Origin of the sequence: Frisingicoccus sp., from assembly GCF_048388605.1 — a bacterium.
GTDB lineage: Bacteria > Bacillota > Clostridia > Lachnospirales > Lachnospiraceae > Frisingicoccus.
In genome coordinates, this window is sequence record NZ_DBGCTU010000036.1 from 19,514 (window position 1) to 33,631 (window position 14,118).

13 protein-coding genes are annotated in these 14,118 nt (G+C 47.2%); 12 read left to right on the forward strand and 1 reads right to left on the reverse strand.

The genetic code is table 11. The features are described 5' to 3' along the window. The first annotated feature begins 109 nt into the window (after positions 1–109). The 5 genes from ACMN7X_RS09355 (at position 110) to ACMN7X_RS09375 (ending at position 5,522) form a co-directional block, all read left to right on the forward strand. On the forward strand, positions 110–2,347 hold the full coding sequence (locus ACMN7X_RS09355; RefSeq protein ID WP_418747198.1) for a glycoside hydrolase family 2 TIM barrel-domain containing protein: 2,238 nt from the start codon (positions 110–112) through the stop codon (positions 2,345–2,347). 77 nt (positions 2,348–2,424) lie between these two features. Beyond that, positions 2,425–3,351, forward strand: coding sequence for an alpha/beta hydrolase (locus ACMN7X_RS09360; protein ID WP_418747199.1), 927 nt, complete (start codon positions 2,425–2,427; stop codon positions 3,349–3,351). A gap of 58 nt (positions 3,352–3,409) precedes the next feature. Continuing rightward, a complete protein-coding gene (locus ACMN7X_RS09365) occupies positions 3,410–3,907 on the forward strand; it encodes a hypothetical protein (RefSeq protein WP_418747200.1) in 498 nt (165 codons plus the stop codon). Positions 3,908–4,122: 215 nt separating this feature from the next. Then, positions 4,123–5,013, forward strand: coding sequence for a LysR family transcriptional regulator (locus ACMN7X_RS09370; protein ID WP_418747201.1), 891 nt, complete (start codon positions 4,123–4,125; stop codon positions 5,011–5,013). Positions 5,014–5,045: 32 nt separating this feature from the next. Then, the gene (locus ACMN7X_RS09375) at positions 5,046–5,522 is read left to right on the forward strand and encodes a flavodoxin (protein WP_418747202.1); all 477 of its coding nucleotides are present in this window, start codon (positions 5,046–5,048) and stop codon (positions 5,520–5,522) included. 56 nt (positions 5,523–5,578) lie between these two features. Here the strand turns inward: ACMN7X_RS09375 and ACMN7X_RS09380 are convergent, their stop codons facing one another. Continuing rightward, complete coding sequence (locus ACMN7X_RS09380; RefSeq protein WP_418747203.1) at positions 5,579–7,561, reverse strand: sodium-translocating pyrophosphatase; 1,983 nt, start codon at positions 7,559–7,561, stop codon at positions 5,579–5,581. A 339-nt stretch (positions 7,562–7,900) separates the two neighbouring features. Here ACMN7X_RS09380 and pyrH point away from each other — a divergent pair, with 339 nt between their 5' ends. The 7 genes from pyrH to ispG all read left to right on the forward strand — a co-directional run bounded on the left by pyrH (position 7,901) and on the right by ispG (position 14,116). Further along, on the forward strand, positions 7,901–8,605 hold the full coding sequence (gene pyrH / locus ACMN7X_RS09385) for a UMP kinase (RefSeq protein ID WP_418747253.1): 705 nt from the start codon (positions 7,901–7,903) through the stop codon (positions 8,603–8,605). A 28-nt stretch (positions 8,606–8,633) separates the two neighbouring features. After that, positions 8,634–9,188 (forward strand): ribosome recycling factor, encoded by a 555-nt coding sequence (gene frr / locus ACMN7X_RS09390; protein WP_418747204.1) that lies wholly within the window; start codon positions 8,634–8,636, stop codon positions 9,186–9,188. 92 nt (positions 9,189–9,280) lie between these two features. Continuing rightward, entirely contained in the window at positions 9,281–10,006 is a 726-nt protein-coding gene (locus ACMN7X_RS09395; RefSeq protein WP_418747205.1) for an isoprenyl transferase, read from the forward strand. A gap of 12 nt (positions 10,007–10,018) precedes the next feature. Then, the gene (locus tag ACMN7X_RS09400; RefSeq protein WP_418747206.1) at positions 10,019–10,834 is read left to right on the forward strand and encodes a phosphatidate cytidylyltransferase; all 816 of its coding nucleotides are present in this window, start codon (positions 10,019–10,021) and stop codon (positions 10,832–10,834) included. A 17-nt stretch (positions 10,835–10,851) separates the two neighbouring features. Beyond that, positions 10,852–11,997 carry a 1-deoxy-D-xylulose-5-phosphate reductoisomerase gene (gene dxr, locus ACMN7X_RS09405; protein ID WP_418747207.1) on the forward strand — a complete coding sequence of 382 codons (1,146 nt, stop codon included), beginning with the start codon at positions 10,852–10,854 and terminating at the stop codon, positions 11,995–11,997. Continuing rightward, entirely contained in the window at positions 11,972–13,030 is a 1,059-nt protein-coding gene (gene rseP / locus ACMN7X_RS09410) for an RIP metalloprotease RseP (protein ID WP_418747208.1), read from the forward strand. Before dxr ends, rseP begins: the two co-directional genes overlap by 26 nt. A gap of 27 nt (positions 13,031–13,057) precedes the next feature. Next, complete coding sequence (gene ispG / locus ACMN7X_RS09415) at positions 13,058–14,116, forward strand: flavodoxin-dependent (E)-4-hydroxy-3-methylbut-2-enyl-diphosphate synthase (protein ID WP_418747209.1); 1,059 nt, start codon at positions 13,058–13,060, stop codon at positions 14,114–14,116. The last annotated feature ends 2 nt before the right edge of the window (positions 14,117–14,118 follow it).

A 14,118-nucleotide genomic window follows, 5' to 3' on the forward strand; every position in this document is an offset into this window, starting at 1 on the left:
CCCATGCGAAGTATTCGGATATACAGAATACCTGAATAGGTATATAATAGATTCAAAGGAGTCGGAAAAGATCCTGAAAAGTTACAGCGGTTGAGAGAGGTGTGTATAAATGAGAAAGCGGATTTACTTGAATGACGGCTGGAAGTTTTCGGAGGTTTATGAGGAGAAAATGTGCTACTCGACTTTTGATGAGAGTCAGATGGCAGATGTGAGGCTTCCTCATACCTGTAAGGAACTGCCGTTTCACTATTTTGATGAGGAAATGTATCAAATGGTCAGCGGATACCGGAAATGGCTGCAGGCGCCGGAGGATTGGAAGGGTCAGAGGGTTATTCTTACATTTGAGGGTGCGGCTCATGAAAGTGAAGTTTTCTTAAATGGAAAAAAGATGTGCGAACATCATTGTGGTTATACGGCATTTTCTGTGGATATCAGCGATATGCTGAATTACGGTGGAAAAAATTTGTTGACAGTCCGGGTGGACAGCAGGGAAAGCCTGAACATTCCACCCTTCGGTTTTGTTATTGATTATATGACCTATGGAGGCATATACCGGGATGTATATATAGAAGTGTTGAATCAGAATTCTTTAGAAGATGTCTTTATTAAGCCCCGTGTGAGAATTGATAAAAATATCGATACATGGATAGAATCAGAAGTTACTATCCATGGGATAGATTCTATAGTTTGTGGGATGGAATCGGACAGTTTACTTCGGCAGTGGATCCGAAAAAAGGGCGAATCCGAGTATCGTTTTCTCGGCCAAAAAGCGGTTGGACAGGCGAAGGAGATATTAAAGTTTTCAGATTTTCGGGCGGAGCTGTGGGATGTGGAAAGCCCTGTATTGTATGAGGTTCGAACAGAACTTTTTATAGATGGAGAAATACAGGATGCTTTGGTGGTGACGACGGGATTCCGCAAAGCGGAATTTCGCAGTGATGGTTTTTATCTGAATGGAAGAAAGTTTAAAATCCGTGGTCTGAACAGACATCAGAGTTATCCCTATGTGGGCTATGCCATGCCGGCCTCGATACAGCGGCTGGATGCGGACATTTTGAAAAATGAGCTCGGATTGAATGCGGTGCGGACGTCTCATTATCCCCAGTCCCATGATTTTCTGAATCGATGTGATGAACTGGGACTTCTTGTATTTACGGAAATTCCCGGATGGCAGCATATCGGAGATGAAAGCTGGAAAGCGCAGGCTATAGAGAACGTGCGGGATATGGTCCTTCAATATAGAAATCATATCTCCATTATTTTGTGGGGTGTTCGAATTAATGAGTCAGGGGATGATGATTTATTTTACGGGCGTACAAACAAAGTTGCCCATGGGCTGGATGATACACGTCCGACAGGCGGTGTGCGGGCGATCAGGAAAAGCAGTCTTCTCGAGGATGTCTATACCTATAATGATTTTGTTCATGATGGGAAGACGCGGGGGTGTGAGAAGAAAGAAGAAATAACCCCGGATATGAGTAAGCCTTATCTGATTAGTGAATATAACGGGCATATGTATCCGACAAAGGCATATGATTGTGAGGGTAAAAGGACAGAGCACGCGATTCGACACGCCAATGTATTGGATGCAGTGGCCGGACAGCCGGATATTGCGGGAAGCTTCGGATGGTGCATGGCCGACTACAATACACATAAAGATTTTGGAAGCGGCGACCGGGTCTGCTATCATGGCGTACTGGATATGTTTCGAAATCCGAAACAGGCGGCGGCTGTTTATGCAAGTCAGCAGGAGAAGAATCCGGTGCTGGCAATCAGTTCTTCCATGGATATCGGTGAGCATCCGGAAAGCAGATGGGGAGATGTTTATATTTTTACAAATGCGGACAGTGTCCGGATGTACAAAAATGATCGATTTGTCCATGAGTATAAAAGATCGGATTCAAGCTGGTGCCATTTGTCTCATGGACCGATTTTGATCAACGATTTTATCGGGGATTGGAATTGGGGCGGCACTTCGACTGGGTTTCGATTTGAGGCGGTAAAAAATCAGAAGATTGTAAAAACAGTGATGAAAGGGCCAATGAAGCGGGTATCGCTGCAGGTTTGGGCGGACCATTATGACTTGAAGGAAGAACATAGTTATGATGTAGCGGCTGTGCGGATTCGAGCTGTGGATGAGAACGGTAATATATTGAATTTTTATAATGAACCTGTTTGCTTTGAAATCGAGGGCGAGGGCTCATTGATCGGACCGGATATGATTGCTCTTCAGGGAGGCATGGGTGGAACTTACGTGAAGTCTGCAGGAATTTCCGGAAAAATTCTGCTCAAAATTCACAGTGGACAGGCAGAAACCGTATGTGTGGAATTCACGGTAAATATTTAGGGGTGCCAATTTACTCCAATCTATGTTATGATGAATATAACTATCAGCAATTATATATTGACAGCAAAGAGGTATTTATGGCAATTAATAAAGCAATGAGGGCAGCGTTGGCTGTTTTGTCCTATTCGGAAACGGATATTAAGAAGAGTTATCAAAGAGAGCGGCGATTGGAGGAAATTGCCGCGAGGCGGATAAGGAAACCGGAGTTGTATCAGATATGGGAGCATAAGGTCACCTGCGAGGGCCATGATATACCTGTGCGTATATTTATGCCGTCAGGCCAGGAGCCGTACCGGATATTTATATTTTTTCACGGCGGCGGCTGGGTGAAAGGAAGTATCGATAGTTACGATGCGGTTTGTGCCGATATGGCGCGGCTGACGGGGCGCGTGGTTGTTTCCGTGGATTATCGGCTGGCGCCGGAGCATCCGTTCCCGGCGGGGCTGGAGGATTGCTATGCGGTTACGCGGGAGATTTTTCTGGATGATACTCTTTTGGGGACAAAAGCGAAGGAGATTGTTCTGATCGGTGACAGCGCCGGAGGAAATCTGGCGGCGGCGGTGTCTCTTATGGCCCGGGATCGGGGAGAGTTTTTGCTGTCAAGGCAGATATTGATTTATCCGGCCACGAGCAATGACCATTCAGACAATTCGCCTTTTCCCTCTGTCCGGGAAAATGGAACCGATTATCTGCTGACTATAAAGCGGGTGCGGGATTATATGGAATTGTACCGTTCCTCGGAAGCGGATTTGGAGAATCCGTATTTTGCCCCATTGGTGTCGAAGGATTTAACGAATCAGCCGGATACATTGATTATTACCGCGGAATATTGTCCGCTCCGGGATGAGGGAGAGGCCTATGGAAAAGCATTGGAAAAAGCGGGAAACCGGGTGGAGGTTTTTCGAATGTCGAATGCCCTGCACGGATATTTTTCTCTTCCGGTGAGGTTTTCTCATGTAAAGAAAACCTATAAGTTGATAAATGATTTTTTAAGAAAAGAATAGGTTAGATTGTATGGGAAAAAAAGGGATAAAAAAAACTAAAAAGAGGCAAAGGGAGCGGATGAAGACGATTTCTATTCTGCTGACGGGATATTCAGACTGGTTTGGACGATTTATCCGGGTCACCAGCAGAAGCGGTTATTCGCATGCTTCTTTGTCGATCGATGGTATGGAAGAGGTATTCTATAGCTTCAATGGTAAGGGCGTTGTGGTTGAACAGCCGAAGAAATGGAAACCACGGAGAAGAAAGGAACACAGCGTGTGCATTCGTATACGGGTGCCTGCCAGCATCTGTGCAGATATTGAAAAAGAGATTCAGCAGTTTTTAGAAATGCGGGATATTTATACCTATTCACGGCTTGGGGTCCTATTATGTCTTTTGCATATTCCGCATAAATTTAAAAATTCATATTTTTGCTCCCAGTTTGTGGCTGAGGTGCTGGGACGTTCCGGCGCTGTTCAGTTAAAGAAAAAGGAGTCGCTTTATTTGCCGAAACATCTGCTGGATGGGTTTGAGTGCTGCTTTTCACAAAAGCAGATTGCCTATAACGTGATTTAGTTTTTCTCTGAGAAATAAGTGAGAAAATTATTGCAAATGCAACCGGCAGGTGCGGAATTTCCAAGCGCACTTGCTGGTTGTCAACTATAAATTCTGCTAAGATAAGGCCCGAAAAAAGATGAAGAGAGGTATTGAGGAATGATTTTGGCAGAAAAGATAGTTTATCTGGGGATCAGTTTGTTGGTTAAGAATGTCAGCCACGGGAGGTATTTTTTATGGAGATCAGGGTCCTTCGTTATTTTCTGACTGTAGCCAGGGAAGAGAGTATCACAAAAGCTGCGGGAATTTTGCATATTACGCAGCCGACACTTTCACGCCAGCTCGCACAGATGGAAGAAGAAATCGGTGTGAAGCTGTTTGACAGGGGAACAAGAAAAATTAAGCTGACCAATGAGGGAATTCTGCTTCGCCGCCGTGCGGAAGAAATTTTGCAGCTTGTGGATAAAACGGAAAAGGAATTGGTGGAGCAGGAAGAGCAGGTGGAAGGCAGAATTTCCATCGGCTGCGGAGAAACCGCCTCTGTGCAGCTTCTTCCGGAATTGATCGGTTCCTTTCGAAAAAAATATCCGCGGGTCGGCTTTGATCTTTTTACGGCCACGGCAGATATGGTAAAAGAGCAGATGGACAAGGGCCTTTTGGATATCGGTTTGCTGCTTGAACCGATTGATATGGAGAAATATGATTTTATCCGCCTGGATATAAAAGAAAAATGGGTAGTCCTAATGCGCCCGGATGATCCGCTTTCCGAGAAAGAAGCTGTAACCGCAAAGGACCTGTCTGAATTGCCTTTGATCCTTCCGCGGCGTACGAATGTTCAGAGTGAGCTGGCAAGCTGGTTTGGCAATTATTATGATAAGCTGAATATTGTGTTTACCAGCAATTTGAGTACGAACAGTGCGATCATGGTTAAGAGAGGACTGGCGTATTCGCTGGTGATCGAAGGCGCTTTGCCTTTCTGGGATCAGTCAAAGATTACATACAGGCCTATTACTCCCCGACTCACATCAACAAGTGTGCTGGCATGGAAACGCGGGCAGCCCTTTAGTTTGGCCGTCACAAAATTTATCGAACATTTTCGATGTCTTTTGGGTATTAATAAGTCATGATTTTATGAAAGTAGTAAAAAGGAGAAGTGATTATGAGCAAGAAAATTTTGGTTGCATATTTTTCAGCAAGCGGTGTCACGGAAAAGGCGGCAAAGAAGCTGGCAGAGGCAGCCGGGGCAGATCTTTTTGAAATCAGACCGGCGGTTCCTTATACCAGTGCGGATCTGGATTGGATGGATAAGAAAAGCCGCAGCAGCGTAGAAATGAATAATCCGGCTTCACGTCCTGCGATTGAAGGGAAAATGGAAGGGATGGAACAGTATGATGTAGTGTTTGTCGGCTTTCCTATCTGGTGGTATGTTGCTCCGACGATTATCAATACATTTCTGGAAAGTTATGATTTCTCCGGAAAAACCATCGTTCCATTTGCTACTTCCGGAGGCAGCGGCATGGGAAAAACCAATGAAAGACTTGCGCCAAGCTGTCCCGGAGCAACTTTGTTGAAAGGGAAAATGCTGAACGGTCCTTTGACTCAGGAGGCATTGAAAGTATGGAGTCAGAGTGTCTGAAAAGAAGTGCAAAAAAAGCCGGGACAAGATTGTCCCGGCTTTTAAAATATTTTAAATTACAGTAATCCGCCAATCTGAAGGAAGAGTGGTGCGAATACAAGTGCAACGATAGTCATCAATTTGATCAGGATGTTGATTGATGGACCTGAAGTATCTTTGAATGGGTCGCCGACTGTATCACCGACAACGGCTGCTTTGTGGGCTTCGCTTCCCTTGCCGCCGTGATGTCCGCCTTCGATATATTTCTTGGCGTTATCCCATGCACCACCGGAGTTGGACATGAAGATGGCCATAAGAACACCGGTAACCAGGGAACCTACGAGAAGTCCGCCAAGAGCTTCAACACCGAGAAGAACACCGATAACGATTGGAACGAGAACAGCCATGATACCCGGTACATACATTTCCTTCAGGGAAGCCTGAGTGGAAATGGCAACACAGGTTGTATAATCCGGACGGTCAGTTCCCTTCAGGATACCCGGTTTCTCGCGGAACTGGCGGCGAACCTCTTCAATCATCTTATAAGCTGCTTTGGAAACGGATTCCATAGTCAGAGCGGAGAAGAGGAATGTCAATGTACCGCCGATAAATACACCGATAACAACGCGGGCGTCAAGAACATTGATGGCGCTTAATTTAACTGCCTCAGAGTAGGATACGAACAGTGCCAGTGCGGTTAAAGCAGCGGAACCGATAGCGAAACCTTTACCCATAGCAGCAGTTGTGTTACCAACGGAGTCAAGTTTATCTGTAATTTCACGAACAGATTCATCCAAACCGGACATTTCAGCAATACCGCCGGCGTTATCAGCGATAGGGCCGTAAGCGTCAATGGCAACAGTGATACCTGTTGTGGACAGCATACCAACGGCTGCTAAAGCGATGCCGTAAAGGCCAACCAGTTCGTAGGAAATAAAGATACCAACGCAGATCAATAAAATCGGAACAACAGTGGACTGCATACCAACAGCGAGACCGCTGATGATGGTTGTTGCGGAACCTGTTTCGGACTGCTGAGCAATCTTCTTAACAAAACGATATTCATCGGAAGTATAGATTTCGGTAACAACACCGATCAATACGCCGACAAGAAGTCCGGCGATAACAGCCAGGGCTACATTGAAGTTGCCGAACATTGTCTTGCTTAAAATCACTGTAATGATGATAACGATTGCCGTAGCACCGTATTCACCACGTTTCAGAGCTGCATGCGGGTTGGTTGCATTGCCTGCTTTAACGACAAAAGTACCAAGGATAGCGGCAACAACACCGCCGGCTGCCAGAAGCAGCGGGAAGATGATACCTGTCTGATCATAATAAGTCAGACCGAGTGTCATAGCGGAGATAATGGAACCGACATAGGACTCGAAAAGGTCGGCGCCCATACCGGCAACGTCACCAACGTTATCACCAACGTTATCAGCGATAACGGCAGGGTTTCTAGGGTCATCTTCAGGGATGCCCGCTTCAACTTTACCGACAAGGTCTGCGCCGACGTCCGCAGCTTTTGTGTAAATACCGCCGCCGACACGGGCAAACAATGCGATAGAAGAAGCGCCTAAGCTGAAACCGAAAAGAATGTCAGCATTTCCGGTAAGTACATAGATAATACTGATTCCGAAAAGTCCAAGGCCTACAACGGCAAGACCCATAACGCTGCCGCCGGAAAATGCAACGGAAAGAGCGGCATTCATACCGGAGTTCATTGCAGCGCTTGTTGTGCGTACATTTGCTTTTGTGGCAGCTCCCATACCGAGATAACCGGCGAGAACTGAGAAAATACTGCCGACAAGGAAGCAGATCGCGGTCATCCAGTTAGACAGGCCGATACCGATGACAACAAACATAACGATAACAAAAATCAGGAGCACTTTGTATTCTGACATAAGGAAGGCTCTTGCGCCTTCAGCGATGGCTCCTGCGATCTCCTTCATACGGTCATTACCCGCATCTTTTTTACCGATGGATGATGAAGTCGCAACGGCAAAAAGAAGGGCGAGAATTCCGATGACAGGAACGATCATAAGGAAGTTTTCCATAGTAATTTCCCCCTTGCTAAAAATGTGAAATGGTTATAATACCCAAAAGGGTATAGTCTAGCTTACCAGAAATTGGCGAGGTTTTCAACAATTGTTAAAAATGTACCAAAAAAAATACATAAAAATACACTATTTTGGTTATTTTCGTCCCTTTCCGGTCATAACCCCAATGGATATTTGCCTTTTATTTAACTGATAAAATTTAATGTATTCCATGTTTTTTGGTTTTTCAAGGCCCTATTTGAAAAAAATCGCAAAGAAAGCGCAAGAAGTAAAATAATAGTAGAAAAAATGGACATTTTATGGTAGATTATTTATGAGGTGTTTAAAATGAAAAACATGAAACGCATTTTATTGAAATTAAGCGGCGAGGCTCTTTCGGGGGAAAAAGGGTTTGGCTTTGATGAAGCGACATGTCTGGAAGTCGGACGCCAGGTGAAGGAGATCACGGATAAGGGCACTCAGGTGGCTATTGTGATCGGCGGCGGCAATTTCTGGCGGGGACGGAACAGCAGCAAGATCATAGAGCGGACAAAATCAGATCAGATCGGTATGCTCGGAACTGTGATGAACTGTATTTATGTTTCAGAAGTTTTCCGCACGCTGGGCATGGCGACCGAGGTATTTACGCCGTTTGTCTGCGGTGCTTTCACGGAGTTGTTTTCAAAGGATAAGGCGATGGCCGCCCTTTCCGCGGGAAAGGTCGTTTTCTTTGCCGGCGGCACGGGGCATCCTTATTTTTCAACAGATACGGGGACAACGCTGAGAGCCATTGAGATTGAGGCGGATGCGATCCTGCTGGCAAAGGCCATTGACGGCGTTTATGATAAGGACCCGAAGGTTCATCCGGATGCGGTGAAATACGATGAGATCAGCATCCAACAGGTGGTGGACCAGCGGCTGCAGGTGGTGGATCTGACGGCAACAATTATGTGTATGGAAAATCATATGCCGATGGTCGTTTTCGGGCTGAACGGGAAGGACAGTATTATAGAAACTTTATATGGTGAATTTAACGGCACTTATGTGACCGTGGATGAATGATAAAATAATTTTGGGAGGATTATCAGACATGGATGAAAGAATACAAGTTTATGAGACAAAAATGAAAAAAACATTGGAGAGCCTGGAGCGTGAATACATTTCCATCCGTGCCGGACGCGCAAATCCGCATGTTCTGGACAAACTGGTGGTAGACTATTATGGAACGCCGACACCGATTCAGCAGGTGGGCAATATCACGGTTCCGGAGGCACGGATTATTTTGATCCAGCCTTGGGAATCCAAATTGATCAAAGCTATTGAAAAAGCAATCATGGCTTCCGATATCGGAATCACTCCGAGCAACGACGGTAAAGCGATCCGCCTTGTGTTCCCTGAATTGACTGAGGAACGCCGTAAAGAGCTGGCCAAGGATGTTAAGAAGAAAGGCGAGGCAGCGAAGGTTGCCGTCCGCAATATCCGCCGTGATGCCAACGATGCTTTAAAGAAATGGAGCAAGGCAAAGGAAATTTCTGAAGATGATGCGGATGATCTGGAGAAAGCGGTTCAGAAGATGACAGATAAGTTCATCGCTGAGGTGGATAAGGCAGTTGAAACAAAAACAAAAGAAGTGCTTACTGTATAAGCGCATCGCGATAAAACAGGAAGAGAGGGAGGTTGTCGGATTTCGGCAGCCTCTTCCTCTTCATTGCAGATTTGAGTATAAAGGAGTTTTATATGCAGAGAGAAATCGATGGAGAACTTTTGGAAGTCCCGGATCATGTGGCGATCATTCTGGATGGAAATGGCCGGTGGGCAAAAAAACGGATGATGCCGCGAAATTACGGCCATGCTCAGGGAAGTAAAACGGTGGAACAGATTTGTGAGGACGCCTGGAATCTGGGCATTAAATATCTGACAGTCTATGCTTTTTCAACGGAAAACTGGAAACGGCCTCAGAAGGAAGTGGATGCGCTGATGAAGCTGCTCCGTTCTTATTTAAAGGATTGTATAAAGCGAACGACGAAAAATAACATGAGAGTCCGGGTGATCGGAGATAAGACCGGGCTGAGCCAGGATATCCGGGAGGCTATTGAAGAGCTGGAACGGGTCTCCGCAGTGAATACCGGGTTGAATTTTACGATTGCCATCAATTACGGCAGCAGGGATGAGATGCGCAGAGCCATGGTCCGCATGACGAAGGATGTCGAGGAAGGTAAGATTAAGTCGGAAGATGTCACTGAGGAATTGTTTAACAGCTATCTGGATACGGGGGATATTCCGGATCCGGATCTGCTTATACGCACCAGCGGCGAACAGCGTCTGTCCAATTTCCTGCTCTGGCAGCTGGCCTATACGGAATTTGTATTTATGGAAGTCTTATGGCCGGATTTTAATCGCAATGAATTAGTACGGGCTATTCGTCAATATAATGGAAGAGAACGCCGGTTTGGCGGCATTTAAGGGGGAAATACTATGTTCTGGACACGATTGGCCAGCGGCGTTGTTTTAGTGATTGTGGCCGTGCTTACGATTATGGCCGGGGGAAATATATGGTTTTTACTGGTATCCCTGTTGTCGCTTATTGGTTTATATGAACTTTATAAAACCATAAATATCGAGCGGACGGTTCCCGGATGGATCGGCTATATAACGACGGTTTTATATGCCTTTCTTCTGCATGAGATCGCCGGAGGACGGTTTTCTCAGAATCCGTTTATAGCGGTGATCGGCGGATTTCTGGTGATCTGCGCAGTTTATGTGTTTACTTTTCCGAAATACAAGGCAGATCAAATCGCTTTTTCGGTTTTCGGATTGATTTATGTCCCTGTGCTGATGATGCACTTATATCAGGTGCGGGAGCTGCCGGACGGACTGTTTATCATTCCGCTGGTATTTTTGAGCGCCTGGGGCAATGATACCTGCGCCTATTGTGTGGGAATGTTGATCGGAAAGCATAAAATGACGCCGAAGCTCAGTCCTAAAAAGAGTATTGAAGGACTGGTCGGCGGCATTGTGGGCGCCGTCCTGCTGGGTATGGCTTATGGCGCTCTGGCCGGAAATCATCTGCCGTCCCTCGGCAATGCGGTGGCCGCCTGCGGTGTAATCTGCGGCGTGGGAGCCGTCATTGCGGTGGTCGGCGATCTGACGGCATCGGCAGTCAAACGGGATACGGGCATCAAGGATTATGGAAAACTGATCCCGGGTCACGGCGGCGTGCTGGACCGGTTCGACAGTATTTTATTTACGGCGCCGATCGTTTATTTCCTGGCGGTTTATTTTGGAGCGTAAGAGTGAGGTAGAAACAGATGAAGAATATAGTGCTTTTAGGGTCCACCGGTTCCATTGGAACTCAGACGCTGGATGTGGTGCGCCATTATAAGGAAGATTTTCGGGTGACGGCACTGGCCGCGGCGTCAAATATAGAACGGCTTGAGGAACAGATTCGGGAGTTCCGGCCGAAGATGGCGGTCGTTTACCGGGAGGATAAGGCGAGAGAATTAAAAGAAAAAGTCAGTGATATGCCGGTGGAGGTTCTGGCGGGAATGGATGGACTTCTGGCGGCAGCGGCGGAACCGTCGGCGGATATCGTGCTGACAGCGGTGGTCGGCATGATCGGCATACGGCCGACGATCGCAGCCATTGAGGCCGGAAAGGATATCGCCCTTGCCAATAAAGAAACCCTGGTGACGGCGGGCCATCTGATCATGCCTTTGGCAAAGGAAAAAGGCGTCAAAATTCTGCCGGTGGACAGTGAACATTCGGCAATTTTCCAGTCTCTGCAGGGAGAAAACCGGGGGCAGATCCATCGGATCCTGCTGACGGCTTCCGGCGGTCCTTTCCGGGGAAAGAGTCTTGAGGAGTTGGCTTCCGTGCAGGTTGAGGATGCCTTAAAGCATCCAAACTGGGTGATGGGGCGCAAGATAACGATCGATTCGGCAACGATGGTCAATAAAGGGCTGGAAGTGATCGAGGCCCGGTGGCTGTTTGATGTGGGGCTGGATAAGATTCAGGTGGTCGTTCACCCGGAGAGTGTTGTCCATTCCGCAGTGGAATTTGAAGATTCGGCAGTCATTGCCCAGCTTGGCACGCCGGATATGCGGCTGCCGATTCAATACGCCCTCTTTTATCCGGACAGAAAGCCTTTGGGAGGCGAATGGCTGGATTTATTTAAACTGGGGGATCTGCATTTTGAAGCCCCGGATACAGAAGTCTTCCGGGGACTTAAACTGGCATATAAGGCGCTGGAGATCGGCGGTTCCATGACAACCGTCTTTAATGCGGCCAATGAGCGGGCTGTGGCAAAATTTTTAGACAGAAAAATTCGATTTTTAGATATACCGGAAATTATAGGGGAGGCTATGGAAAAACACACTGCAATAAAATCTCCGACACTGGAAGAGATTCTGGATACGGAGAAGGCAGCTTATGAATTTATCGAAAGCAGGTGGTAGCTTGGGAATTATTGTAGCTCTGATTGTATTCAGCATTATTATTTTATTTCATGAATTTGGTCATTTTCTTTTGGCTAAGAAAAACGGTATCGGCGTCACCGAATTTGCTCTGGGGATGGGGCCGATTTTATTCAGCTTTAAGCGGGGCGAGACAGTGTATGCGGTAAAGGCTCTGCCATTGGGCGGCTCCTGCGCCATGGTGGGCGAGGATACGGATGAGACGGGGGAGAATTCCTTCAATTCCAAAGGCGTCTGGCAGCGGTTTTCCGTTGTTGTGGCCGGGCCGGTATTCAATTTCATTCTGGCGTTTATTTTTGCGGTGATCCTCGTCGGTATGGTCGGCTATGATACGCCGTCGGTTTATAAAGTCGAGGAAGGCGGACCGGCCTGGGAAGCCGGGATTCGCGACGGCGATATCATTAAAGAAGTCGATGGCCGGAAGGTGCATTTATATAAGGAATTTCGGACAGAGGTTCTCATGAATGGGGACGGCGCGCCGATGGAAATGGTGCTGGAACGAAACGGTGAGACTTATCGGACAACAGTGAAACCGGAATTAAGTTCGGACGGCACTTATAAAGTGATGATTTATGGCGGACGCTATGAGAAGACGGGTGTCTTGGACACGTTGAAATACAGCGTTTTTGAGGTGCGCTATTGGATAACGACGACAGCGCGGAGTCTCGGAAAGCTTGTCACAGGGCAGGTGTCGGCCAATGAATTATCCGGGCCGGTGGGCATTGTGGATATGATCGATGATACCTATCAGGAGGCACGAAGCTACGGTTGGCTGGATGTCCTTTTAAATATGTTGAATATCAGCATTTTGCTGAGCGCCAATCTGGGCGTGGTCAATTTACTTCCTATTCCGGCGCTGGATGGCGGCCGTATCCTGTTTTTGATTGTGGAAGCGGTGCGGGGCAAACCTTTGCCGCCGGAAAAAGAAGGATGGGTACACACCATCGGTTTTGCTTTTTTAATGGCGCTTATGGTATTTATTCTTTATAATGATATACACAAATTGATGCTGTAGTCACGGCAGTGCGGGGAGGCATATTTCATGATTCGTGAAAATACAAAGGTGATCTCAATTGGCGGATGTTGTATCGGCGGGAAGAATCCGATTGCCATTCAGTCCATGTGTAATACAAAAACAGAAGATGTGAAAAGTACGGTGGCCCAGATTCTGGCGTTGGAGGAAGCCGGATGCGATATTATCCGGGTGGCTGTGCCGACGATGGAAGCGGCAGAGGCTATAAAAGATATAAAAAAGCAGATTCATATCCCGTTGGTGGGGGATATTCATTTTGATTACCGGCTGGCCATTGCGGCGATGGAAAACGGCGTGGATAAAATTCGCATCAATCCGGGGAATATCGGCTCGGCTGACCGGGTGAAGGCGGTCGTGGATAAGGCAAAGGCCTGTCATGTGCCGATCCGTGTCGGCGTCAACAGCGGTTCTCTCGAGAAATCGCTGATTGAAAAATACGGCGGCCGGGTCACAGCAGAGGGCATTGTGGAGAGCGCTTTGGATAAAGTAGGAATGATCGAGGATTATGATTATGATCAAATCGTTATCAGCATTAAATCTTCGGATGTTATGATGTGCATTAAAGCCCATGAACTGATCGCTGAGAAGACGGCCTATCCGCTGCATGTGGGGATCACTGAGTCGGGGACGCTGATCTCCGGCAATATCAAATCGGCCGTGGGCCTCGGCATTATGCTTAATGAGGGTATCGGCAGCACGATACGGGTTTCTCTGACCGGAGATCCGCTGGAGGAGATCAAGTCGGCAAAGCTGATCTTAAGGACCCTTGGGCTGCGAAAGGGCGGCATCGAAGTTGTTTCCTGTCCAACCTGCGGAAGAACCCAGATTGATCTGATCGGACTGGCAAATCAGGTGGAAAATATGGTTCAGGGCTATGATCTGAATTTGAAAGTGGCGGTGATGGGCTGCGTTGTCAACGGCCCGGGCGAGGCGAAGGAAGCGGATTTGGGGATTGCCGGAGGAAAAGGCGAAGGACTTCTTATAAGAAAAGGTGAAATTATTAAAAAGGTGCCGGAGGGTGAATTGCTGGCGGCGCTTAAAGAGACATTGGATAACTGGAGTGAATAAGA

Coding starts and splice junctions, on each gene's coding strand:
- ACMN7X_RS09395 (WP_418747205.1), top strand. CDS start 9,281: ATGCAGAGAGAAATCGATGGAGAACTTTTGGAAGTCCCGGATCATGTG.
- ACMN7X_RS09375 (WP_418747202.1), top strand. CDS start 5,046: ATGAGCAAGAAAATTTTGGTTGCATATTTTTCAGCAAGCGGTGTCACG.
- ACMN7X_RS09360 (WP_418747199.1), top strand. CDS start 2,425: ATGGCAATTAATAAAGCAATGAGGGCAGCGTTGGCTGTTTTGTCCTAT.
- ACMN7X_RS09365 (WP_418747200.1), top strand. CDS start 3,410: ATGAAGACGATTTCTATTCTGCTGACGGGATATTCAGACTGGTTTGGA.
- rseP (WP_418747208.1), top strand. CDS start 11,972: ATGAATTTATCGAAAGCAGGTGGTAGCTTGGGAATTATTGTAGCTCTG.
- ACMN7X_RS09355 (WP_418747198.1), top strand. CDS start 110: ATGAGAAAGCGGATTTACTTGAATGACGGCTGGAAGTTTTCGGAGGTT.
- ACMN7X_RS09380 (WP_418747203.1), bottom strand. CDS start 7,561: ATGGAAAACTTCCTTATGATCGTTCCTGTCATCGGAATTCTCGCCCTT.
- dxr (WP_418747207.1), top strand. CDS start 10,852: ATGAAGAATATAGTGCTTTTAGGGTCCACCGGTTCCATTGGAACTCAG.
- pyrH (WP_418747253.1), top strand. CDS start 7,901: ATGAAACGCATTTTATTGAAATTAAGCGGCGAGGCTCTTTCGGGGGAA.
- ACMN7X_RS09400 (WP_418747206.1), top strand. CDS start 10,019: ATGTTCTGGACACGATTGGCCAGCGGCGTTGTTTTAGTGATTGTGGCC.
- ispG (WP_418747209.1), top strand. CDS start 13,058: ATGATTCGTGAAAATACAAAGGTGATCTCAATTGGCGGATGTTGTATC.
- ACMN7X_RS09370 (WP_418747201.1), top strand. CDS start 4,123: ATGGAGATCAGGGTCCTTCGTTATTTTCTGACTGTAGCCAGGGAAGAG.
- frr (WP_418747204.1), top strand. CDS start 8,634: ATGGATGAAAGAATACAAGTTTATGAGACAAAAATGAAAAAAACATTG.